The organism is Plantactinospora sp. DSM 117369, from assembly GCF_053764795.1.
The window spans coordinates 3120884-3142472 of sequence record NZ_CM132446.1 but is presented as its reverse complement, the minus strand read 5'-3'; the positions used below and the strand labels follow the sequence as shown (position 1 = coordinate 3142472).

The following is a 21589-nucleotide window of genomic DNA, read 5'->3' as shown; positions in this document are numbered from 1 at the left end:
AGATCTCCAACCTGAGCCACCAGGGAGGGACCAGTGACCGAATCGAATTTGCGGCGCGCTATGGACCGGCGTGCCGTCCTGCGCCTGGGCGCGGGGCTCGGCGCGGGAGCCTTCCTCGCCGGTTGCAGCGTGCAGACCGGCAACGGCGGCGACGACGGCGGATCGGGATACCCGGAACGCTCGGTCGAGCTGATCGTGCCGTTCGCCCCGGGTGGCAGCACCGACCTGATCGCCCGGACCCTCGGCAAGGCGATCGAGAAGCCGCTCGGCCAGTCGATGGTGATCATCAACCGGGACGGCGCGGCCGCCGCCGTCGGCACCAAGGAAGTGGCCTCGGCCCAGGGCGACGGCTACAAGATCGGCTTCCCGCCGAGTTCGCTGTTCACCCTCACCCCACAACTGGGTAGGAACGCCGCCACGGTCTCGCTCGACGAGCTGCGGGTGGTGATCGGGCTGACCGTCGAGAACATCGTGCTGGTCGCGCACAAGGACTCCCCGTTCAAGACCATCGACGACGTGATCGCGCTCAAGGGCAGCGGGCGGCGGATCACCTACGGGCACTCCGGGGTGGGCACCGGGGCGTACTTCGCGCAGACCGCGTTCTACAAGCTCGCCGGGATCAACGCCACCGACGTGCCGTTCGGCGGCGGCGGTCCGGCCGTCACCGCCGTGCTGGGCAAGCAGGTCGACATCGGCGCCTCCCAACCGGCCGAGTCGATGCGGCTGGTGCAGTCCGGCGAGCTGCGCTGGCTCGGGGTGTTCAGCCAGCAGCGCAGCCCCTCGCTGCCCGACCTGCCGACCGCCGTCGAGAAGGGCTTCGATCTCACCGTCGACCAGGCCCGATTCATCGCCGGGCCGAAGTCGATGCCGGACGACGCGGTGACCGCGCTCCAGGAGGCGTTCCGGGAGGCGGTCAAGGCACCGGAATACGACGACTTCCTGAAGAAGAACTACATCGACCGGTTCGAGGTCGACGGCACCGAGGTGGCGAGCAAGATCAAGGGTGACTTCGACCGGTACAAGGCGCTGATCGACCGGTTCGGGCTGGGGCCGAAGTGAGTCGGTCCGACCTCGACGGTGCGTCCCCGCCGGCCGGGGAGGGCGAGCCGGGGCTGCTGCCCTCCGACGACATTCCGCCGGCCGGCCAGCTCGGGCAACTCGTCGCAGGTATGCTGCCGATCGCGCTCGGCCTGGCCGGTCTCGGATACTCCGTCTCGCTCTCCCTCGGTACGCCCGCCGAGGCCGGGCCGGGGCTCTGGCCGGCACTGGCCAGCCTGCTCCTGCTCGGCGCCGGGTTGTGGTCGCTGGTCTTCGAGCGGAAGGCGGCGGCGGTCGAACAGTTCGGCCGGGGCGGGATCGGGATCGCCCTCGGGGTCGTCAGCCTGGTCGTCTTCGTGCTGCTGATCAACCGGATCGGCTTCGAGATACCCACCCTGCTGGTGATGGCGTTCTGGCTCAGGGTGCTCGGGCGGGAGTCCTGGCGGGTCACCGCGGTGGTCAGCATCGTCACCACGGCCGCGCTCTACCTGCTGTTCATCACGCTGCTGGACGTGAAGCTCCCGAGATTGGCCTTCTGAGTGGACTTCCTCGACCCCGTCCTGGCCGGCTTCGGGGTGGTGTTCACCCCGGTGAACCTGCTGTACGTGCTGGCCGGTGTCGTGATCGGCATGGTCATCGGGGTACTGCCCGGCCTCGGACCTGTCGCGACGATCGCACTGCTGCTGCCGATCACCTACGAGATCCCGGCCGAGTCGGCGATCATCATGCTCGCCGGCATCTACTACGGCGCCATGTACGGCGGCACCATCACCTCGGTGCTGCTGCGGCTGCCCGGCGAGGCGGCCACGGTGATCACCACCATCGACGGCTACCAGATGGCCCGGCAGGGGCGGGCCGGCTCGGCTCTGGGCATCGCCGCGATCGGGTCGTTCATCGGCGGCACGGTGAGCATCGTCGGGCTGACCCTGGTCGCCCCGGTGCTGGCCAAATTCTCGCTCGGTTTCGGCCCGCCGGAGAACGCCGTACTGGCCGCGATGGGGATCCTGCTGGTCGCCAGCCTCGGTACGGTCTCCACCGCGAAGAGCCTGGTCGCGGCGGGGCTCGGGCTGCTGCTGGCCGCCGCCGGGCCGGACCCGCTGTTCGCCTCGCCCCGGTTCACCTTCGGCAACATCAACCTGGCCGACGGGGTCGACTTCGTGGCCCTCGCGATGGGGCTGTTCGGGCTCGGCGAGATCCTCTACCTGCTCGAACACCGGGCCCGGAACCGGCTGCCGAAGCCCCGGGTCAGCAACGCCTGGCCGTCCCGGGAGGACTGGCGGCAGTCCCGGGGCGCGGTGGGGCGCGGCTCGGTGGTCGGGTTCTTCATCGGACTGCTGCCCGGCGGCGGCGGGGTGCTGTCGTCGATGGCCGCGTACGCCCTGGAGAAGCGGCGCAGCAGGACGCCGGAGCGGTTCGGTCGGGGCGCCATCGAGGGCGTGGCGGCACCGGAGACCGCGAACAACGCCGCCGCGACCTCCTCGTTCATCCCGCTGCTGACCCTGGGCATCCCGACCAACCCGGTGATGGCGCTGATCTTCGGCGCGCTGCTGCTCCAGGGCATCCCGCCCGGTCCCCGGCTGATCGACGAGAACCCCGAGGTCTTCTGGGGCGTCGTCGACTCGATGTACATCGGCAACATCTTCCTGCTGATCCTGAGTGTCCCGCTGGTCGGCGTCTTCGTCCGGCTGGTCTCGGTCCGGGACAGCATCCTCGCGCCGGTCGTGGTGACCGTGACGATGCTCGGCGTCTACACCGTCAACAACAGCACCTTCGACATGCTGCTGGTGATCGTCTTCGGCGTCCTCGGGTACCTGATGAAGAAGACCGGCTTCGAGCCCGGCCCGCTGGTGCTGGCGTTCGTGCTGGGCAGCCTGCTGGAGACGGCGTTCCGGCAGTCGATGCGGATCTTCGACGGCGATCCGAGCGGGTTCCTGACCCGGCCGATCTCCGGCACCCTCTTCGTGGTCACCGTGCTGGCCCTGCTCGTGCCGGTCGGCGTACGGGTGCTCCGGCGGCGCCGGGAGGCGGCCGCCCCGGCGACCACGCCGCCCACCGGCGCGGCGCCCTCGCCCGCGACCGCACCGGCCGGGGAGACGCCGGTACCGGCCCAGCGGGAGGGCGCGGCGCCGGACCACGACGCCGACGACGACCTGCGCCCACCCGCCGCTCCCGGGCCGCCCGACCGGCCGTGACGGGCGACGGCTCGGCGGACGGAGTGCGGGAGCGGCGGGCGGGCGACCCGGACGGTACGGGAAGGCGCTTTCCTAGGTCTGGATGGTAAGGACCTGATTCAGGAGCGTCAATATCCGCCATCCGCCCCGGCTCCCCCACCCCGCACCGGCGGAGGTGGGAGAGCCGGCGCTCGTTCAGCAGGGGCCGAGGTCACGCCACTGCGCGGTCAGTCCCGGCTCGGAGCCCTGCGTCCACCAGTTCGCCTGCCAGAGCCGGCCGTTGTGCCGGACCCGGGCACCCTCCAGGTAGACGGTCCCCCAGTCCCAGGCGGGAGCACCGGCGCAGTTGACCGGCGGCTGGGTGGGCGGCGGGGTGGTGGGCGGCGGGGTGGTGGGCGGCGTGGTCGGCGGCCGGGTGGTCGGCGGCGTGGTCGGGCAGGCACCGCCGCTGCCCACCGTGTCGACGTGGCCGGTGCCGGCCGACCGGTACGCGGCCACCCGGTTCTTCGCCTCGGCGGTGCTGATCACCTCCTGGTCGGCGTAGTAGAGGTAGTCGACCTGCTGGATGTAGCTGGCCAGCCCGGTGCCGGTCCGTCCGGTGAGGTCGATGAACCAGAGGTTGAAGTTGATCGACATCGGGGTCTCCGGGTAGTACCGGTCGCCGTGGTCGGCCACCTGCTGGCCGTCCACGTAGTACTTCACCCGGCCGCCGGAAACCGTGAAGACCAGGTCGTGCCAGCCGGCGAAGCTGGTCCGCTGGGCGGTGTGGGTGTTGTCGGCCTGCCACGGCTCGTTCTGGTACGTCTCCCAGGTGGTCTGGTAGAAGATCGGCCCCTGCTCGCCCCAGCCGCCGTTCGGCAGGTACTCGAAGTCGATCTCGCCGTAGTTCGGGTCGAGCGGCCGGTCCAGCGGGGTGATGGTGAAGAAGGTCTCCACCAGGTGGTCACCGTCCGGCCCGGACTGCGGCGCGTCGGTGAACCGCACCCGGCTGGCGTAGGTGCCCTCGAAGAACTTGCGCTGGTGGAAGAACTCCGCGTGGCTGGTGCCGCCGGCCGTACCGTCGGTGCGGGCGGTCAACTGGAGCACCTTCTGCCCGCCGTCGGTGGGGAAGCTGACGTTCGACGCGGGCCAGGACGCCCCGGGCACACCCGGGCCGCCGGCGTTGGTCCGCACCGTCCAGCCCCGGGCGGCGATCGCGGGGTCGGAGGGCGACGAGTAGCCGAAGTCGTCGAAGAGGACGCCGCAGGCGGCTGCGGCGGCGGGGGCGGCGGCCGGTACGGCACCGGCGGTGGTCGCGGTGATGCCGGCGAGAGTGCCGGCGGCCAGCAGGGCCGCCGTACCGGCGGCGAGGCTTCGCGCGCTGGGTCTGGCTGACACGGGGGTTTCTCCTCCCGGTGGGGGTGACAAGGGGGTGACCGGGTACCGGCCGCCGGTCAGGTCCGCGTTCGACTCTGACCCGCCCTCGGGTGAGTGACTCTCACCCAACCGAGGTGAGCCGGCGGCCGGCACGCGGGTGGTGACCAGGTGCGAGGTGCGGTGGTACGGGGCCTAGCGGACCGCACCGGCGGTCAGGCCGGTCCGGATCTGGCGTTGGAAGAGCACGTACGCGGCCAGCACCGGCAACATCGCGATGGTGAGGCCGGCGAAGAGACCGCTCCAGTCACTGCGGTAGCCCTGGCTGACCGACAGGGCCGCCAACCCCTGGGCCAGCACGTACCGCTCGGGGTCGGGGTTGAGCACCAGCGGCAGCAGGTACTGGTTCCACAGGCCGAGGAAATTGAAGATCGCGATGCTGACCAGGCCCGGCCGGGCCAGCGGCAGCATCACCCGGAAGAGCACACCCCAGTGCGAGCAACCGTCCAGGAACGCCGCCTCGGCCAGCGCCGAGGGCAGCGACCGGAAGAACCCGTGCAGGAAGAAGACGGTGAACGGCAGGGCGTACGCGGTGTAGACCAGGATCAGCCCGGGATAGGTGCCGAGCAGCCCGAGTTGGCGTACCACGAAGAAGAGCGGCACCAGGGCGAGGAAGACCGGGAAGAGCAGCCCGACGACGAAGAGGTAGTAGAGCAGCCGGTTGCCCGGGAACGAGTACCGGGCCAGGGCGTACGCGACCAGCGCGCCGAGCAGCATGGTCAGCACCAGCGCGCTGCCCACCACGATCACGCTGTTCAGGAAGTAGCTGCCGATCGACGCCTCGCCCCAGGCCCGGGCCCAGTTGTCGAACCGGGGCGTCGCCGGCACCGTCCACGGACTGGTCAGGATCTCCCGGTCGGTCTTCAGCGAGCTGAGTACCGCCCAGAGCAGCGGCACGGTGACCAGCGCGGCCCAGCCGACCAGGAACAGGTGCGCGGCCAGGTCGCCGAACCGCCCGGTACGGCGGGCCGGGGTGCGGACCGGCGCGGCGGACGGCTGCCGCTGGGCGGGACGGTCGACGAGGGTCGTCACGACAGTTCCACCCGCTCCCGGCGGCCGGCCCGGAGCACGACGACGGCGAGCGCGAGGGTGAGGAAGAACAGCGCCACCCCCATCGCGGCGGCGTAGCCGAACCGGCCGTAGGTGAAGGCGTTGCGGTAGAGGCCGAGCCCGATGACCTCGGTGGCCCCGTCCGGGCCCCCCGGCCCGACCGTCATCACCTGGACGACCGCGAAGCCGTCCAGCGCGAGTACGCCGAGGTAGACGAAGGCGACCTGCACGTTCTCCCGGACCAGCGGCAGCACCACCCGGCGGAGTACGGCGAGCCGGCCGGCGCCGTCCAGTACCGCCGCCTCCAGCACGTCGCGCGGGATCGACTCCATGGCGGCGGAGAAGAGCACCATGTAGAAGCCGACCGACGACCAGACCAGCACCCCGGCCACCGCCCAGAGCGCCAGGTGCGGGTCACCCAGCCAGGTCCGGGCCAGGAAGTCCAGGCCGACGGCCCGGAGCGCCCCGTTGAGTACGCCCTCGTTCGGGTGGTAGACGAACTGCCAGAGCACCGCGATGATCGGCAGCGAGAGCAGTTGCGGGAAGAAGTAGGCGACCTTGTAGAACTCGCCGCCCCGTACTCCGCCGACCATCGTGCTGCCCCGCCGGCCGCCGAAGTTGACCAGTGCGGCGAGCAGCAGCCCGAGCCCGATGGTGGCCGCCGGCACGACGAGCAGCAGCAGCCCGTTGTTGCGCAGCGCCGCTAGGAAGAGCGGATCGTCGACGAGCCGCCGGAAGTTCTCCAGTCCGACGATCTCCACCTGCCCGGAGACCCCGGTCCAGTCGGTCAGCGCGAGATAGAACGCCTGCGCGTACGGGGAGAGCACGAAGACCGCGTAGAGCAGCAGTCCGGGCAGGATCGCCCCGGCGAGGAAGCGGTACTTGCCGTGCCGCAGGGCCGCCATCGCCGGGCTACCGGGTGTACTTGGTGACGGCGGAGTCGGCGGCGACCGCGTCGGCGGCCTTCTGGATCCGGTCGGCCCACTGCCCCGGGTTGATCCGGCGGGTGGCGAGTTCGCCGGTGGCGTCGTCGACCGCCTTGGCCAGCGGGGCGTACCAGGTGCGGAACCGGTAGGTGACGGTGTTCGGGCCGGCGGCCTGCACGGCGGAGCGGACCGAGCCGAGCCCGGTGCTGACGGCCAGCCCGTCGGTGGCTCCGGCGACGCTGGGCAGCGTGCTGTTCAGCTCGGCGAACCGCCGGGCACTGCCGGAGGAGAAGAGCACCCGGAGGAACTCCAGCCCGCCGCGCGGGTTCTTGGCCCGGGCCGGTACCAGGAACGACTCGCTGCTGGCGGCCTGGATCGTCCCGTACGGCAGCTTGTCGGCCCCGCCCAGCGACGGCACCGCACCCATCACCATGTCGAAGCCGGCCGGAGTGACGCCCTTCTGCTCGGCCTCCAGCCAGGAGCCGCACGGGATGATCGCGGCCTTCCCCTGCGACCAGGCGGCCTGGGCCTCGGTGTGCGACAGCGCCTCCGAGCCGGCGAGCAGGTAGCCCCGGCCGGCGAGTTCGGCGATCGCGGTCGCCGCGTCCAGCAGCGGCTGCTGCTTCCAGGCGCCCGGCTGGAGGTTGTCGACCGCCTTCACCAGCTCCGGACCGCCGGCCTTGGCCGCCATCGCCAGCAGCGGGTCGTTCAGGTATTCGGGATATTTGCCCTGATAGGTCCAGGGTGCGATGCCCGCCTTCTTGATCTGGGCGCAGAGCGCCAGCATCGCGTCCCAGCTCGTCGGGTACGCCCAGCCGTGCCGGTCGAAGAGCGGCTTGGAATACCAGAGTCCCCAGACGGTGTAGGTGAAGTTGAGTGTGTAGACCTTGCCGTCCAGCGTGCCGTCGGCCACCACCCCCGGCAGCAGAGTGTCCCGGACCTTGCGGCCGGGGTCGTCCAGCGACGGGGCGTCGAGCAGCTCGGTGAGGTCGGCCAGCTTGCCGGCGGCGACCAGGGTGGCCAGGTCGAGCCGGCCGGCACCGGTGTTGTCCACCACGTCCGGCGGGGTGTCGGCGACGAACCGGGGTTGCAGCGCCTCGCCGACCTTCTGGAGCGCCTTGTGGTCCACGGTGGCGCCGGGGAACCGTCCCTTGTAGATGTTCTCGGCGTTGGTGGCGTACTCGTCGCCGTAGCCGCCGTCGAAGATGACCACCTCCAGCGGGGTCGAGGCGGGTACCCCGAGCGGGTTGTCGGCGCTCGTCTCGCCCTTGGCCGCGGCGGGCTGCCCGTCGTCGCCGCCGCTGGTGACGCAGCCGGCGAGGGCCGGGGCGGCCAGCCCGATCGCGGCGGCCCGCAGCACGGTACGTCGACCCGGGCCGGTGGTCGGTGCCGGCCCGGAGCGGGCCGGACGGAGAGAGTTCATGGCGCCTCGCCTTCTTCTCGTCAGGCGGTGCGCCGGATGCGACCGGCGTACCGCGCCTCTAGCTCGCTGTTGCGGTCCCGACCGCCCGGGACGTTCGCGGACAGGTAGACCGGTGGCCGGGTACCGGCGTCGAGCAGCCGGGCGACGACCTCGGCGACGACCTGCTGGGCGAGCAACGCACCGGTGATCGAGGAGATGGCCCCGACGGCACCGCCATCGGGCAGGGGCAGCGCGGCGTCGCCGTACGGCGCCCCGTTGTCGAGTACGACGTCGGCGAGGTCGGCGAGGCGCCGCCCCGACGGGTGCCCGGAGGTGACCCGGGCGGTGTGGTCGAGCGAGGTGATCCCGATCAGGGAGTGGCCGTGCTCCTTGACCAGCAGGGCGAACTCGACGATCACCCCGTTGACGCCGGAGTTGGAGGTGAGCACGAAGACGTCGTCCGGCTTGATCGGCGCCAGTTCGTAGAGCCGGTGCGCCACGGTCGGATCGCGTTCCAGCAGCGGATCTTCGAGTACGGTCCGGTCGGCGCCGCCGTAGAGCACGAGATCGCGCAGGGCGATCCGGTTGCTGGGTACCAGTCCGCCGGCCCGGCCGGCGATCTCCATCGAGAGCGCCTCGGAGTGCCCGCAGCCGAACGCCTGCACCACGCCGCCCCGGTCCAGCGCGGCGGTGATCAGGTCGGCCGCCCGGCGTACGGCGTCGGCCTGGGTCCGGGCGACCCGGTCGATCGCGGCGGTGACGGCGGTGAGGTAGGCGGATGCGCCGATGTCCATGGTCAAAGCCCCTCCGTGGTCTTGAGCTGCCGGCGTGCGGCTCGCGGCGAGTCGTCCGGCACCCGGTGCGCGTCGACGGCCCGGGCGGTCACCTCGAACGCCTCGGTGGTGCGCTGGTAGGTCCGCTGGGCCACCGCGACGTAGATCAGGTCGAGCACCAGCAGTTGGGAGTGCAGCGCGGAGAGCGCGGCCAGCCGGAACGTCGTCTCCTGCACGGCGGTGGTCAGCACCACGTCGGCGACCTCGGCCAGCGGCGAGCGCCGGAACGAGGTGACCGCGACCGTCAGTGCGCCGTGGTCGGCCGCCTCGGCCAGCACCTCGATCACCTCCCGGGTACGCCCGCTGTGCGACAGCCCGATCGCCACGTCGCCGGGGCCGAGCAGCGCGGCGTTGGTCAGCGCGGTATGCGGGTCGGCCCGGTGCCAGACCGGGATCCGGATCCGTTCCAGCCGGAACGCCATCTCCCGGGCCGCGTTGCCGGAGCTGCCGAGCCCGAACAGGTCGACCCGGTGGGCCTGCGCGACGGCCTCGGCGACCCGGCCGACGGCGGCCAGGTCGACCTGACCGGCGGTGTCCTGGATCGCCCGGGCGTCGGCGCTGGCCACCACCCCGAGCAGGTGGTCGAGCGGGTCGTCGGGCCCGATCTCCCGGTCGATGTCGGTGTCCCAGCGCGCCTGGGCAGCCCGGCCGATCTCGGTGGCCACCGCCACCCGGAGCTGGGCGTAGCCCCGGTAGCCGAAGACCCGGCAGAACCGGGTCACGGTCGCGGTGGAGGTGCCGGCCCGCTCGGCCAGATCGATGATCGTGGCCCGGGCGGTCTCCTCCGGCGCGATCAGGATCTGCTCGGCGACCCGCTGTAGGGCGACCGGCAGCGTGGCCAGCTCGGTACGCAACCGGCCCAGCAGCCCGCTCTCCTCCATCAACATTCCTTTCACGACAACCAGGTGATGAAAAAAGTTATGACCATTTGGGGTCGCAAGTCAATAGGTTTGACATTGACGATCGGTACCCCGCACCATCGGCAGCATGGTCGATGCGTTCGTACTCGGCGCCGACTGCGGCGGCACGGCCACCCGGGTCGTACTGGCCACGGTGGACGGCCGGATCGTGGGGCGCGGCCGCGCCCGGCCCGGTAACCCGGTCGCCACTGATCCGGCCGAGGCCGCCGCCGCGCTCGGCGAGGCCGGCCGGGCCGCGCTGCACGGATACGACCCGAGCCGAGTGGTCGGCGCCGTGGTCGGGCTGGCCGGGGTGGCCCGGCTGGCCGAGCCGGAGGTCTCCGCCCGGTACGCCGCGCAGTGGTCACGGCTCGGGCTGAGCTGCCCGATGCATCCGGTCGGCGACGCGGTGGTGGCGTTCGCGGCCGGCACCCCGGCCGAGTGCGGCACGGTCCTGATCGCCGGCACCGGTGCGGTCGCCGCCGAGGTCCGCGACGACACGGTCGGCCGCACCGCCGACGGCCTCGGCTGGCTGCTCGGCGACGAGGGCTCCGGATTCTGGCTCGGTCTGGCGGCGGCGAGGGCGACGGCCCGGGCGCTCTACCGGGGACCACCGTCCGGTGCGCTGGCCCGCGCCGTGGCCACCGAGATCGGCACCACCGAGCCGGACGGTTTCGTGACCCGGGTCTACCAGGTCGGCCGCGACCGGCTGGCCGGGCTGGCCCCGCTGGTCGGCACGGCGGCCCGGGACGGTGACCCGGACGCGACGGCCATCCTGGAGACCGCCGCCGAACGGCTCGCCGGCACACTCCTGTCGCTGCATCCGGCGCCAGGTCCGGTGGTGCTGGCCGGCGGCGTCCTGGCCGGGGTACCGGAGATCCGCACCGCCGTGCAGGACCGGCTCGTCGACCGGCTGGGCCGGCCCGGTGTGCCGGCCGGGGACGCCGCCGCCGGCGCCGCCTGGGTCGCCCTCCACCGCTTCCTCGGGTACGCCGACCCGGCGCTGCACGCAAGGCTGCTGGCCGCCTCGGCCAGCGGCGTCGGCGTGGACCCGGCCGGCGGCGGCCCGGCCTGACCGGCGGCAGCCGGAGGTCTGCGCGGCGGCGGGCCGGTCCACGGACGACGGCTGCCGGGAAGTCACGGATGCGACTTCCCGGCAGCCGTCCGGAAGGGACTACCTCGGGGTGAACTCCACCCAGTTCAGGTTCACCAGGCCGGTGGTCGGGCCACCGGTGACCGGCTGGAAGACCAGGTAGAGCCGGTGCCCGCCGGCCGGCTGGTCGACCGCCAGGGTCTGGCTGGACCAGTCGTTGTTGCCGGTCGTGGCGTTCAGCGTGGCGGTGCCGACCAGCGGGCCGGTCGGCGAGTCGAGCCGCAGCTCGACGGTGGCCCGCGGCGTACCGGCGGTGGCCGCCGAGCCGCCGGAGACCCGGAAGGTGACCGCGCTGGCGTCACCCAGGTTGATCGGGTCGAACGCGATCGAGTCGCCCGCGTCGATCCCGTTGACGTGCTGGCCACCACCGGCATCGCTGGTGTTGGCGATCGTCACGTTCTGCTTGACCTGGGCGAACTCGGCCTGCTGCCGGGGCGTCTGGATCACGACCTGGTTGACCGTGGTCAGCGCCGGCTGCCCGCCACCACCGAGGTCGGTGTAGGAAGCGCTGATCCCGCCGTACAGGTAGCCGCCGGCGTGGTCGGCGCCGTCGGCAGGAGACTGCAACGTACCGGTGCAGCCGGTGGTCGAGCCGTGCTCGTGGCCGTGGGTGTCGTGCCCGAGTACGAAGCTGACCGTCACCCGGGAGCAGTCGATGGTGCCGTCCTCCGGGTCGGTGACGGTCACCGTGTACGGGACCGGGTCGCCCCAGTTGAAGAAGGATCCCGGGATCGGGCTGGTCACTGTCACCGTCGGGGCGGTGTTGCCGACCGTGATGGTCCGGGTCAGCACCCCTGTCTTGCCGCTGGAGTCGGTCACCGTCAACCGCGCGGTGTACGTCCCGTTCGCGGTATAGGTGTGCGAGGTGCTCGGGTCGGCCGAGTCGACCGTACCGTCGCTGGTGAAGTCCCAGGCGTACGAGATCGACTCACCCGGGTCCGGGTCGTGCGAGCCGACGGCCGAGAAGTTCACCGTCAACGGGGCCTGCCCGGACGTCGGGCTGGCGTTCAGCACCGCGACCGGCGACCGCTTGCCCTTGACGTAGCGGATCACCGAGAGCTGGGCGTCCGGGTTGGCGGTGAAGAAGCCGTCGCCGTACTCCAGCAGGTAGAGGCTGCCGTCCGGGCCGAACTCCATCTCCATCGGGTTGTCGAAGACGAAGCCGGGCAGCAGTTGCTCGACGCCGACCAGCCCGCCGTTGCCGTTGGTCCGCATCATGAAGATCTTGTCCCGGGTGAACTCGCCGAACGCCACCGCGTTGTCGTAGTACTCCGGGAACTTCGTCTCCGAGGTCGACTCCGGGTCGTAGTGGTAGATCGGTCCGCCGTGCGGGCCGACCCCGCCGGTCCCGATCACCGGCCACTTGAAGTCGCAGCTCAGTGGCGGCGTCTCCAGGTACGTCCCCGGGCACGGGGTACGCGCCTCGTAGGTGTACCAGAACTGCGGGTCCTGCACTGGCGGCAGCACCGTGCGGCCGGTGTTCCGGGGCGAGTCGTTCACCGGGGCACCGCAGTTGAACGGTTCCCCGGAGGTCCGGGTGGCGAAGTCGTAGTCGACGTAGGGCAGGGCCGGCGAGTAGCAGTACGGCCAGCCGTAGTTGCCGGCCTTGTTGGTGGAGAACCACCGGCCGGTCCCCTCCGGCCCCCGGGCCGGGTTCGAGGTCCGGCTGTCCGGCGAGTAGTCGCCGACGTAGACCCGCCCGGAGGCGTCCACGTCGAACCGGAACGGGTTGCGCAGCCCCATCAGGAAGATCTCCGGACGGGTCTTGTTGTCGTGGTCCTGCGCCTCCGGGAAGAGGTTCCCGGCCGGGATGGTGTACGTGCCGTTCGCCCGTACCTTGATCCGCAGCAGCTTGCCGCGCAGGTCGTTGGTGTTGCCGGAGGAGCGCTGGGCGTCGTAACCCGGGCCCTGGGTCGGCGACTCGTTGATCGGGGCGAAGCCGTCCGAGCCACCGGCGTTGGTGTCGTCACCGGTGATCAGATAGAGGTTGCCCTGGCCGTCGAACTTCACCTTGCCGGCGACGTGGCAGCAGATGCCCCGGTCCACGTCCACCCGCAGGATCTGCTGCTCGGTGCTCATGTCCAGGTGCGGGGTCGGGCCGTCGACGAACTTGACCCGGGAGAGCTGGTTGTAGCCCTTGAACTTGTCCCAGACCGTCGGGTCGGCGCTGGTGGCCGGCGCGTCACCCTCGTTGACCCCCGGGGTCGCCGGGTTGTCGACGGGCGTGTTCAGCGGCGGCGAGTAGTAGAGGTAGACCCACTTGTTGGTGGCGAAGTCGGGGTCGATCGAGATGGTCTGCAGCCCGTCCTCGTCGTGGCTGTAGACCGGGATGGTGTTGATCACCGGGCTGGCGCCGCTGGCCGGGTCGTAGAGCCGGACCTGACCGCCCCGGGTGTTGTGCAGCACCCGGCCGTCCGGGAGCACGGCGAGCGACATCGGCTCGCCCGGCTCGTCGTTGAGGGTGACCTTCTCGTAGTTGCCGGTCACGGTCGCCCCGCAGTCGCCCTCGACCACACCGGCCGCCCACTGGATGCCGCCGAGCAGGTGCCGGGTGAACGGCTTCGAGCGATAGGTCTCGATGGAGTGACCGAGCCCGGTGTACCACGAGCGTCCGCCCTGGTAGTCCTTGCACCAGGCGATCGGGTGGTCGAAGCCCATCGCGCCACCGGCGAAGCTGCGCTCGTCGGCGGTGGCCAGCACGTGCGAGACGCCCCGGACGTTGGCGGAGAAGTTGTACCACTCCTCGGTCAGGGTCAGGGTGCGCGGCACGGTCTCGGTGGACGGGTGCGCCCGGTCGGCGACGTCGATGTTGCCCGGCTCGACCGGAGAGGCGCCGGTGGCCTTCGCGCCGAGCAGGCTCTGGTAGAAGGCCCAGTCCGGCTCGGTCTCGGCCGCCGCGTGCACCCCGGCGTAGCCGCCACCGGCCCGGACGTACTTCTCGAACGCCGCCTCCTGGGTGGCGTTCAGGATGTCGCCGGTGGTGTTGAGGAAGACCACCGCGCGGTACTTTCCGAGGTTCTGCTCGGTGAACGCCGCCGCGTCCTGGGTGACGGTGACCCGGAACCCGTGCTCCCTGCCGAGGTCCCGGATCGCCCGCACACCGTCCGGAATGGACGCCCGCCGCGCCCCGGCCGTCTTGGTGAAGACCAGTACGCCGTAGTCGCGCGGCGCCCGGGCGTCCGAGCGGAGCGCGGCCGGGCCGTTCTCCTCGGCCACCAGTTGCTCGGCGGGTACGCCGCCGGAACCCGCTCCCGGGTCCGGTACGGCCGCCGCCGGGGCCTGGACCGTCAGCGGGGCGATCGTCGCGGTCGCCGCCAGCACGGTCAGCCAGCGGCGCATGGTTCTCTTCATCTCTCCTCCGTCTGCACGCCGTAGGGGTTACGGGAAGCGGGCGGGACACGGCGATCCGTGGCCCGCCCGGGAGGTCACCGGCGGTAGATGGTCAGCTCCGACATGTTGGTGTAGCTGACCGCGGCGAAGTCGAGCGACTGGCCGGGGTTGGCCGCCCCGCCGGGCGCGGTGTCCTGCTCCCAGTTGGCGTGCCGGAAGTCCGGGTCGCCGATGGTCTGGAAGAACTGCTGGAAGTTGATGTCGCCCTCGCCGAGCGGGGTCATCTCGTAGCCGTTGGCCAGCGCGCTGTTCCGGTTGCCGTCCTTGGCGTGGAAGAGCGGGAACCGCTTGCTCTGCGAGACCACGTTGAGGATCGGGTCGAACAGGTCGGTCTTCTCCCGACCCCACCGGTCGACGTACTTCTGGTGCTTGAACCGGGCGACGTAGGCCCAGTAGATGTCCAGTTCGAAGAAGACGTACCTCGGGTCGGTCTTCCGGAAGAAGTACTCCAGCCGGCGGGTGCCGGAGGAGCGGGTCGGCCGGCCGTTCGCGTCCAGCGGCCCCGCGTCGAGCAGGAAGGAGTACGCGGCGTCGTGGTTGTGCGTGTAGAGCCGGAGTCCGCGACTGCGGGCCTGCCGGCCGAGTTCGTTCCAGACGTCCGCCGCCGCGTCCCAGTCCGAGGTGTACGCCGAGTTCGTCGGGTCGCTGCCGGTGCCGATGTTCTTCATGCCGAGCGTCTCGGCGATGTCCATCTGCTGCTCGAAGGTGGCCGGATTGATCGAGGTGTGCGTACCGTTGGCGACCAGCCCGTTGTCGTCGAGAATCTTGCGGATCTCCGCCGGGGTGATCTGCCGGCCCAGGATCTGGGTGTTCTGGGTGTAGCCGGCGAACTCCACCTCCTGGTAGCCGAGTTCGGCGATCCGGGCGAGCACCCGCTCGAAGCCGTACGGCACACCGCTGTCGTCGGGGGCGGCGGAGATCCGGTCCCGGACGCTGTAGAGGATGATGCCCCGGTTGCGGCCCGGGATCAGCGGCTCGGCCCGCAGTTGCCCGTGCGCGACGGCGGGGGTCTCGGTCCGGACCACGTTGGCGCCGACCGCGCTGAGCGCGGCGGCCGCGCCGGCCGAGGCGGCCAGGATGCTGCGCCGGGTGAGCCGGCGGCGTTCCGCCGGATCCATCGGTTCGCGCTGCGTCTTCCCCATGTCCTGCACCTTCCCGGGCGGCGACGCCTCCGCCGCCCATGCTTGGATCGATTCAAGAGGTCTTCGGTGGACAGCTCGGATGCTCGGGTGAGTGCCCGCGCGAAGAAAGTCGACGGGTACGGGCGCGCTCACGTGCCACTCGTGGCGCGCGGGGACGTGCGTCGCGGCCGTGGCGGACCCGACGCCTTCGTGACTCCCGCTCCGGCTTCCACCCGGGCGGGATATGACGATCAGCGATCTTCTCTGTTACGAATAGACACACGCTAGAGGCTGCGCAGCGAGAAGAAAAGAGCAGGACGCGCCAACTTTGGTCGCTGTTTACAAAAGTTCGTCGCACCCAGCGGAAAGTTCCCGTCGATTGTGGTCGAACGGGACCCGGCCCCTCTCCGGGGTCCGGTCTTGCGCCCATCAGAGGGCGTCCGGTACGTGGGAGTCAGCCGCCGGGCCGAGCCGGGCATCCCAGTTACGGAGACTGTCGAGCTGGGTGCACAGGCGGGGCGCGACAATCCCGACATCGCGCCGCCTGTCCCGAAGGGAGCACAAGCGGGGCAGCTCGACAGTCTCCGTCCGGGACACCGCCTCGACGCCGCGTCTCGGATCGACAGACCGCTCAGAAGTAGGTCCGCAGCACGTCCACGATGGTGTGGTCGTCGTCGACCACCGGTAGCGCCCGCCACTTGTCGAAGGCGGTGCACGGGTGGGAGATGCCGAAGCAGACCAGATCACCCGGGCCCAGCTCGACGCCGGGCGGGACCGCGAGATAGCCGTGGTGGTCGTTGAGCCGGCTGACGGTCACCCCGGTGCCGGGACGCAGCTCGCCGGAACGGCGCCGGATCCGCAGCGGCACCGGCAGCCCTTCGTCGTACGGGGCGTCCCGCTTGCCCATGCCGACGATCGCCAGCCCCGGCTCCGGAGTGGAGGTGACCTGCGCCCAGAGCTCCAGGGCCGGGTCGAGAGCGCCCTCGCCGGGGATCCGTCGGAACGGCGTGTGCTCGGCGTAGAAGCCGTGGTCGTGGGTGACGTAGGCACCGCTGCGCAGCACCACCCGCAGGTCGTGCCCGGTCAGCCAGGCACCGCCGAGTTCCTCGGCCACCAGGTCGAACCACGCGCTGCCACCGGCGCTGACCAGCACCTCCGGGCCGACCAGCCCACGGCGGGCCAGCTCGGTCGCCGCCGACCGGAGCCGCCGCAGGTACGCCGACACGGCCGCGCCGTCCGGCAGCCCGCCCTCGTAGCCGGCGACGCCGTCGAGGCGTACCCGGTGGGTCGCGGCGACCGCCTCGGCGACCTCGACCACCTGCTCCACGCTGCGGCAGCCGGCCCGCCCGCCGGGGAAGCCGAGCTCGACCAGGACCCGTACCGGGGTACCGGCCGGCTGGTCGGCGAGCGCCGTCTCGATCGCCGCTACTCCGGCGACCGAGTCCACGAAGAAGTACGCCTCGAAACCCCGGTCGACCTCCCGGGCCAGCCAGCGCAGCGGCACCGGATCGAGCAGCTCGTTGGCGAGCAGCACCCGGGGTACGCCGAGGGCGCGGCAGGCGAGCACCTGGTTGGCGGTGGCCATGGTGATCGCCCAGGCACCGGCGGACAACTGGGCGGCGAGCAGCGACGGCGCCATGCTGGTCTTGCCGTGCGGGGCGAACGAGAAGCCGTGCCGGGCGCAGAACCCGGCCATCGTGGCGACGTTGTGCGCGACGGCGGAGCGCCGGACGGCCAGTACCGGCCAGGTGACGGCGCCGCCGAACAGCGAGTGCCGGGCGGCGGCGAACGCCGCGTCCGGGACCGGCGTCTCGGGCTGCCAGAACCCCTTGGCGCGCCAGTCGAGCGCGGGCTCGTCGAGTTCGTGGCGCACCGACTCTCCCCGGGCAGGTTCGGATATGGCTCGCTGTTGGCCGCCCAGCCTGCCGCATGCGGACCTTCCTCGTCAACGACTTGACGAGGGTGGCCGGCGGGACCCAGGCTAACCACGCCACCGTTAACGGACCACTTTCGAACCTGGAGAGCCGGATGGTGATCGGTCTCGTCATCCACGCCAGCCACCGCACCGTCTTCGAGGACGCGGCCCGCACGCTGGCCGGGGTGACGCTGGAGTGGATCGTCTACGAGCACGAGAACGCGGTCCGGGGACTCGTCGACGGACTGCTCGCCCGGCAACGCGTCGACGGCCTGCTGCTCGGCCCGGTCCCGTACGCGAAATGCCGTGACCTGCTCCCGGCGGACCTGCCGGTGGCGATCCTGCGCTCGGCCGGACTGGACCTGTCGCTGGCGCTGTTCAAGGCGCTGTCCCGGGGCTGGCGACCCACGCCGGTGAGCATCGACACCTATGACACCCAGACCGTGGACGAGGTGGCCCGGGCCCTGGAACTGGACCGCTCGCAGATCAGTTGCCTGCCCTACGACCCGGAACAGAGCGTGGCCGAGATCGTCGCGTTCCATCGGGCGACGCTGGCCCGGACCGGCGCCGACTACGTGATCAGCCTGCGTACGGCGGTCGCGGCCCAGCTACAGGGCGGCGCCCGGGTCCTCGGCGGTCTGCCCGGGCCGGCCACCCTGCGGGCCCAACTGCACGAGCTGGCCCTCCAGGTGCAGTCCAAACAGGCCAGTGCGCTGCGGTTCGCCGCCGGCATCTTCCTGGTCGGCCGGGCCGGCCCGCAGCTCGACCTGGACCGGGCCCGGGTGGGGCTGATGAACCTGCTGCTCAACACGCCGGAGTTCGGCGACGCCTGGATCGAGAACCGGGGCCGGCGCGGCGTGGTGGTCTTCGCCCACCAGGCCCTCTTCGAGCAGGCGACCAACAGTTGGGTGTCGCTGCCCACGCTCGGCCAGGCGCAGGAGACCCTCGGCATCCGGGTCGCCGCCGGGTTCGGGGTCGGTGCCTCGGCCCGAAGCTGCCTGCACCTGGCCGAGCGGGCGGTCGCCCGGGCCGAGCAGGAGGAGTCGCCGAGCGCGTACCTGGTCGAGGACGGTGGCGTCATCATCGGGCCGATGAGCCCGGCCGGGGCCGCGCTCGCCTTCACCTACCGGGAGCACGGCGCCGAACTCGAACGGCTGGCCGCCGAGGTGGGACTGAGCGCCGCGACGCTGTCCCGGCTCTCCGCCATCGAACGGGCCCTGGAGGGCCGGGCCATCTCCCCCAGCGACCTGGCCCAACAGCTCGGCATCACCGATCCCAGTGGCCGCCGGCTGATCCGCAAGCTGAGCGAATCGGGCCTGGTCGAGGTGGAGGGGAGCACGCAGGTGCACCGCAAGGGGCGCCCGGCCCGGCTCTACCGGCTCCGCATCGGCGGCGCCGGCGGGGCCGGGCCGGTGCCCGCCCCGGTCGAGGCAGCGCCGTGACCGGATCCGCTGCCGAGTCCGGTCGGGAGGGCTGGGACCTGCTGCTCACCGGCGGGGACCTGCTCGATCCGGGTACCGGCCGGGCGGGGCGGCACGACGTCGCCGTCCGGGACGGCCGGATCGCGGCGGTCGCACCCGTGCTGCCCCGGGAACGGGCCGCCGAGCTGGTCGAGCTGGCCGGCAGGCTGATCACGCCCGGCCTGGTCGACCTGCACACACACGTGCACGCCGGGGCGACGTACTGGGGGATCGACCCCGACCCGGTGGCCTGGCGCTCCGGCGTGACCACCTGGGTGGACGCCGGTTCGGCCGGGGCGTACGGGTTCGCCGCGTTCGCCGCCGCCTCGGCCCGGTACACCGTCCGGGTACCCGCGCTGCTGAACATCTCCGCGGTGGGGCTGGTCGCCCCGGTCGGCGAGTCCCGGGAGCTGGCCAACTGCGACGTCGAGCTGGCGGTGGCGACCGTACGGGCGCACCGGGACAGCATCGTCGGGATCAAGGTACGGATGGACCGGCACAACGTCGGTACGCACGGCCTGGCCCCGTTGCGCCGGGCGGTCGAGGCGGCGCAGGCGTGCGGACTGCCGGTGATGGTGCACATCGGCGCGGCGCCGCCGACGGTGGCGCAGCTGCTGCCGCTGCTGCGTCCCGGCGACCTGATCACGCACTGCGCCAGCGGCATCGCGGCCGGCCCGGACGGCTTCGACCCGGCGGCGAAGGAGGCGTACCAGGCGGGGGTGCGCTTCGACCTCGGGCACGGCTCCGGCGGCTTCGCCTTTGACGTCCTGGAGGCGCAGTTGGCGGCCGGCATGCCGCCGCACGCCGTCTCCACCGACCTGCACAGCCGGTCGCTGCACGGCCCGGTCTTCGACCTGCCGACCACGATGGCCAAGATGCTGGCGGTCGGGATGAGCCTGCCCCAGGTGGTGGCGGCGGCGACCGTCGGACCGGCCCGCGCGCTCGGCCTGCCGGACGGGATCGGCACGCTCGCGGTCGGCGCACCGGCCGACATCGCGGTCTTCACGATCGAGCCCGGCCGGTACGAGTTGGTCGACGTGCACGGGCAGCGCCGGTACGCCCCGCTGCGGCTGGTCAACGAGCTGACCTACCGGGCGGGCCGGCTGCTGCCTCCCCGACAGACCGGGCCGGTGCCGCCGTGGGTCACGCTCACCGACGCGCAGCGCGCCGCGCTGGCCGACCGGGACCGGGCGGTACGCCGACTTCTCACCCCACCCCTGGTGGGCCCGGACGGGCTCGCCGAGCAGTTCCCCCGACACGGAGGTTGATCCCATGCCCAGGCAGATCGTCGTGGCCGACCAGGCGGTGCTGAACGGGTTCGACATCGAGATCGACGCGGTGCTCTACCTGGGCGACTGAGCCGGTCCGGGCAGGTGCCGTCCGGCCGGGCCGGACGGCGGCTACGGCCTGTCCTGATAGGGCACCTGAGCAGGGAAATTGTTACTTGACGGGCGACTGGCGGAACCCCAGCCTGGATGACATCCATATCGACCTAATTACGAACCTAGCTCGTTATTCGAGGAGGCAGCCCGTGCGAAAACTCCTGGCACTTCCCGCGCTGCTCGCGCTGGCGCTCGGCGCCGGTGCCTGCGCGCCCTCCACCGACGCACCCGCCGAGAGCACCGACAGCCGGACCGGCACCCTGCGGGTCTGGCTCTTCGACGAGGCCAACCGGGCCGCCAAGGAGGCGGTGATCAACGAGGCGATCGCCGAGTTCACCGCCAAGAACGCCGACGTGTTGGTCGACGTCAGCTACCTGGCCACCGACACCCGGGCGGAGAAGTACAAGGGCGCGCTGAACGACCCGGCGAGCGCGCCGGACGTCACCGAGGTCGGCAACACCGACCTGGCCAACTTCGTCGCCTCGAACGGGATGGCCGACGTCACCGAGGACAACAAGAAGTGGGCCGAGGCCGCCGACCTGCCGGCCGACCTGGTCCAGACGGTCACCGTGGCCGGCAAGGCGTACGGGGTGCCGTGGTGGATCGGGGTCCGGGCGCTCTACTACCGCACCGACGTCTTCACCGAACTCGGACTCACTCCCCCGACCTCGTACGCCGAACTGGTCGCCGCCGCCAAGAAGATCCGGGCCGAGCGCAAGGACATGCTCGGCATCGCGGTCGGCGGGCTCTACACCTTCGGCGCGCTGCCGTTCGTCTGGGACGCCGGAGGCGACATCGCGACCAACTCGGCTGGAGGGTACACCGCGGCCATCGACTCGCCCGGGTCGAAGGCGGGGATCAAGGCGTACACCGACCTGTTCAGCCCGGAGATCTGCCCGGCCCAGCAGTGCGTCGACCTGACCGGCGGCGGGACCGTCGAGGCGTTCGCGGCCGGCCGGGCCGGGATGGGCATCCTGGGCAACTTCAACCGCTCAGCGGTGGAGGCGGGCGCGGTGAAGGGGAAGTACGCGGTGGTGCCGCTGCCCGGCGCCAAGCCCGGCTCGATCGCGCCCGCCTTCGCCGGCGGCAGCAGCCTCGGGGTGTTCCGCTCCACCACGCACCGCAGCCTGGCCGTGGAGTTCATGCAGTTGCTGGCGAGCAAGAAATACACCCTGAAGCTCTACGCCGCGATGGGTTTCGTGCCGGCGATGAAGTCCGGCCGGGCCGAGGTGATCGCCAAGGAGCCGTTCCTGAAGCCGTTCGTGGAGACGATGGAGGCGGGGACCAGGTTCGTCCCGGTCGACAAGGCGTGGACCACCATCGACGCCGAGAAGATCCTGCCGAACATGCTGCAAAAGGTGATCACCGGTAAGGCGACCGTCGACGCCGCGGCCGCCGAGGCGAACACCCAGATCACCGCGGCGTTTGGGAAGTAG

16 protein-coding genes are annotated in these 21589 nt (G+C 71.6%); 7 read left to right on the top strand and 9 right to left on the bottom strand.

What is annotated here, in order from left to right; translation table 11 throughout:
* The first annotated feature begins 33 nt into the window (after positions 1-33).
* From ACSMXO_RS13955 to ACSMXO_RS13945, 3 genes are read left to right on the top strand one after another with little or no spacing between them, the layout of a single operon-like run.
* A complete protein-coding gene (locus ACSMXO_RS13955) occupies positions 34-1059 on the top strand; it encodes a Bug family tripartite tricarboxylate transporter substrate binding protein (protein ID WP_455418053.1) in 1026 nt (341 codons plus the stop codon).
* Positions 1056-1577, top strand: coding sequence for a tripartite tricarboxylate transporter TctB family protein (locus ACSMXO_RS13950; RefSeq protein WP_455418052.1), 522 nt, complete (start codon positions 1056-1058; stop codon positions 1575-1577). Before ACSMXO_RS13955 ends, ACSMXO_RS13950 begins: the two co-directional genes overlap by 4 nt.
* The gene (locus tag ACSMXO_RS13945) at positions 1578-3230 is read left to right on the top strand and encodes a tripartite tricarboxylate transporter permease (protein WP_346257653.1); all 1653 of its coding nucleotides are present in this window, start codon (positions 1578-1580) and stop codon (positions 3228-3230) included.
* Positions 3231-3404: 174 nt separating this feature from the next.
* On the opposite strand, the gene ACSMXO_RS13940 is transcribed toward ACSMXO_RS13945, so the two are convergent.
* From ACSMXO_RS13940 to ACSMXO_RS13915, 6 genes are all read right to left on the bottom strand, one after another.
* Positions 3405-4586: a carbohydrate-binding protein gene (locus ACSMXO_RS13940; protein WP_455418051.1), complete on the bottom strand. Its 1182-nt coding sequence runs from the start codon at positions 4584-4586 to the stop codon at positions 3405-3407.
* A gap of 171 nt (positions 4587-4757) precedes the next feature.
* Positions 4758-5654: a carbohydrate ABC transporter permease gene (locus tag ACSMXO_RS13935; RefSeq protein ID WP_455418050.1), complete on the bottom strand. Its 897-nt coding sequence runs from the start codon at positions 5652-5654 to the stop codon at positions 4758-4760.
* Positions 5651-6577 carry a carbohydrate ABC transporter permease gene (locus ACSMXO_RS13930; RefSeq protein ID WP_346257656.1) on the bottom strand — a complete coding sequence of 309 codons (927 nt, stop codon included), beginning with the start codon at positions 6575-6577 and terminating at the stop codon, positions 5651-5653. Before ACSMXO_RS13930 ends, ACSMXO_RS13935 begins: the two co-directional genes overlap by 4 nt.
* A 7-nt stretch (positions 6578-6584) precedes the next feature.
* The gene (gene ngcE, locus ACSMXO_RS13925; protein ID WP_346257658.1) at positions 6585-8021 is read right to left on the bottom strand and encodes an N-acetylglucosamine/diacetylchitobiose ABC transporter substrate-binding protein; all 1437 of its coding nucleotides are present in this window, start codon (positions 8019-8021) and stop codon (positions 6585-6587) included.
* A 20-nt stretch (positions 8022-8041) separates the two neighbouring features.
* On the bottom strand, positions 8042-8794 hold the full coding sequence (locus ACSMXO_RS13920; RefSeq protein WP_455418049.1) for a sugar isomerase domain-containing protein: 753 nt from the start codon (positions 8792-8794) through the stop codon (positions 8042-8044).
* 2 nt (positions 8795-8796) lie between these two features.
* Positions 8797-9714 carry a MurR/RpiR family transcriptional regulator gene (locus tag ACSMXO_RS13915; protein ID WP_346257659.1) on the bottom strand — a complete coding sequence of 306 codons (918 nt, stop codon included), beginning with the start codon at positions 9712-9714 and terminating at the stop codon, positions 8797-8799.
* A gap of 106 nt (positions 9715-9820) precedes the next feature.
* Between ACSMXO_RS13915 and ACSMXO_RS13910 the strand changes: the two genes are divergently transcribed.
* The gene (locus ACSMXO_RS13910) at positions 9821-10807 is read left to right on the top strand and encodes an N-acetylglucosamine kinase (RefSeq protein ID WP_455418048.1); all 987 of its coding nucleotides are present in this window, start codon (positions 9821-9823) and stop codon (positions 10805-10807) included.
* 99 nt (positions 10808-10906) lie between these two features.
* On the opposite strand, the gene ACSMXO_RS13905 is transcribed toward ACSMXO_RS13910, so the two are convergent.
* The 3 genes from ACSMXO_RS13905 to ACSMXO_RS13895 form a co-directional block, all read right to left on the bottom strand.
* Complete coding sequence (locus ACSMXO_RS13905; protein ID WP_455418047.1) at positions 10907-14236, bottom strand: ThuA domain-containing protein; 3330 nt, start codon at positions 14234-14236, stop codon at positions 10907-10909.
* Positions 14237-14310: 74 nt separating this feature from the next.
* Positions 14311-15417, bottom strand: coding sequence for a sugar phosphate isomerase/epimerase family protein (locus tag ACSMXO_RS13900; RefSeq protein WP_455418046.1), 1107 nt, complete (start codon positions 15415-15417; stop codon positions 14311-14313).
* A gap of 610 nt (positions 15418-16027) precedes the next feature.
* Positions 16028-17269 carry an alanine racemase gene (locus ACSMXO_RS13895; RefSeq protein ID WP_455418045.1) on the bottom strand — a complete coding sequence of 414 codons (1242 nt, stop codon included), beginning with the start codon at positions 17267-17269 and terminating at the stop codon, positions 16028-16030.
* Between the two features lie 155 nt (positions 17270-17424).
* On the opposite strand from ACSMXO_RS13895, the gene ACSMXO_RS13890 reads away from it, so the two are divergent.
* The 3 genes from ACSMXO_RS13890 to ACSMXO_RS13880 all read left to right on the top strand — a co-directional run bounded on the left by ACSMXO_RS13890 (position 17425) and on the right by ACSMXO_RS13880 (position 21589).
* Complete coding sequence (locus ACSMXO_RS13890; RefSeq protein ID WP_455418044.1) at positions 17425-18753, top strand: MarR family transcriptional regulator; 1329 nt, start codon at positions 17425-17427, stop codon at positions 18751-18753.
* Positions 18750-20039: an amidohydrolase/deacetylase family metallohydrolase gene (locus ACSMXO_RS13885; RefSeq protein WP_346257665.1), complete on the top strand. Its 1290-nt coding sequence runs from the start codon at positions 18750-18752 to the stop codon at positions 20037-20039. Before ACSMXO_RS13890 ends, ACSMXO_RS13885 begins: the two co-directional genes overlap by 4 nt.
* Positions 20040-20302: 263 nt before the next feature.
* Complete coding sequence (locus tag ACSMXO_RS13880; RefSeq protein ID WP_455418043.1) at positions 20303-21589, top strand: extracellular solute-binding protein; 1287 nt, start codon at positions 20303-20305, stop codon at positions 21587-21589.